The organism is Candidatus Bipolaricaulota bacterium (assembly GCA_021159055.1).
GTDB lineage: Bacteria > Bipolaricaulota > Bipolaricaulia > UBA7950 > UBA9294 > S016-54.
Window position 1 is genome coordinate 1 of the sequence record JAGGSO010000122.1, and the last position, 1,762, is coordinate 1,762.

A 1,762-nucleotide genomic window follows, 5' to 3' on the forward strand; every position below is an offset into this window, starting at 1 on the left:
CAAATGTACTGTTGAAATCCCTCTTGGCATGGAGGAGTTAGAGGAAATGGGGGAGATGCCTCTCCCGCCTTACATAAAGGGAAAAGTTGATAAAGAAACGGCTGAGATGTACCAGAGCGTCTTTGCGAAAGAGAAAGGCTCTGTCGCTGCGCCTACTGCGGGGCTGCATTTCACAGAGGAGATGCTTGCCGGGATGAAAAGGAAAGGTATTGAGGTAGTTTATATTACTCTCCATGTGGGAATAGGGACATTTATGCCGATTCGCTCGAGGGTAGTGGAAGAGCATAAAATGGAGGCAGAGTTTTATGAGGTCAGCGAAGAGGCAGCCGGAAAAATTAACGAGGCGAGCGGAAAGGCAAACATAATTGCCGTTGGGACAACGACCATAAAAACACTCGAAAGTTCGTCTTCGGGCGGAGTGGTGAAAGCGGGGAGTGGATGGAGCGATTTGTTCATATATCCCGGCTACAAATTCAAATCTCCGATAACTGCAATTCTGACCAACTTCCATCTCCCGAAGTCAACTCCGCTTCTGCTTGTGAGTGCATATGCAGGGAAAGATGCAATCATGAAAGCTTATGACGAAGCGTTGAGAAATAACTATCGCTTTTTGAGCTTCGGGGATGCAATGCTGATAATGGATAAAAATGTTTGAGATAATTGCCGAGCATGGGAATGCAAGAGTCGGCCTGCTGAAAACGCCACACGGTAATTTTGAAACCCCTATTTTTCTTCCAGTTGCAACAAAAGCTGTGATAAAGACGCTCACGCCCGAAGAAGCATGGAATGCAGGCTGCAGGGGCATAATTGTAAACGCCCTTCATCTCTACAGAAGGGGACTTGACAAGATAGAGAGGGCTGGCGGAATACACAAATTCATGGGATGGAAAGGTTTCGTTGTGAGTGACAGCGGCGGATTCCAGCCCATAAAGAAATTTCCTTCAGAGGTTGGCAATGACGGCATTGCTTTTTCAATGCCGGACGGCGCGTCTGATATTTTCACTCCTGAAAAATCAATAGAGATGCAGGAAAAAATAGGGGTTGATATTGCACTGTCGCTGGACGACTGCCCTTCTTATCCCTATACCCGGGAGAGAGTTGTTGAGTCGGTGAACAAAACAATTGAATGGGCATCGCGCTGCCAGGGTAAAAGAAGGGTTGCAATACTCCAGGGTGGGACATTCAGGGAAGAGCGTGTGAGATGTGCAAAAGCCATAGCCGATATGGAATTTGATGGATTTGCAATAGGAGGGCTTTGCATAGGCGAACCAAAGGAAGAGATGCACCGCATGGTGGAAGCAACGCTGCCCTACCTGCCGAAAAACAAACCCCGCCATCTCATGGGAGTCGGCTCAGCAGAAGACATAATCAGAGGGATAAAAATGGGCATAGACATATTTGACAGCGCCTTTCCGACAAGAAACGCCCGCCACGGCACAATTTTTACCGATAAAGGAAGAATAAATCTTGGAAGAGCCAAGGTGAAAGGTGATGTGATTCAGGAGGGCTGCGAATGTTATACCTGCAGAAATTTCTCGCTTGACTATCTGAACCATCTTTTCAAGGAAAAGGATCCGCTGGGGCCACGACTTGCGACAATACATAACCTTTTTTTCACCAACAAAATCGTGGAAGAGGCAAGGGAGAAAATAAAGCAGGAAAAACTCTAAAAACAGCGTCAGGCATTACAGATGATGTTGTTCGAAAAGGAGCATGGAGTTATTGTTGCCTGCGATGTTGTTTCAATTGAGCGGTTCAGGGA

Annotated in this window: 2 protein-coding genes; both read left to right on the forward strand. The window is 46.8% G+C overall.

The features are described from left to right. A partial coding sequence (locus J7J55_06405) for an S-adenosylmethionine:tRNA ribosyltransferase-isomerase (protein MCD6142332.1) occupies positions 1-655 on the forward strand: 655 nt, incomplete at its 5' end. Beyond that, a complete protein-coding gene (gene tgt / locus J7J55_06410; protein MCD6142333.1) occupies positions 648-1,670 on the forward strand; it encodes a tRNA guanosine(34) transglycosylase Tgt in 1,023 nt (340 codons plus the stop codon). The genes J7J55_06405 and tgt, both read left to right, overlap by 8 nt. Positions 1,671-1,762 lie beyond the last annotated feature (92 nt).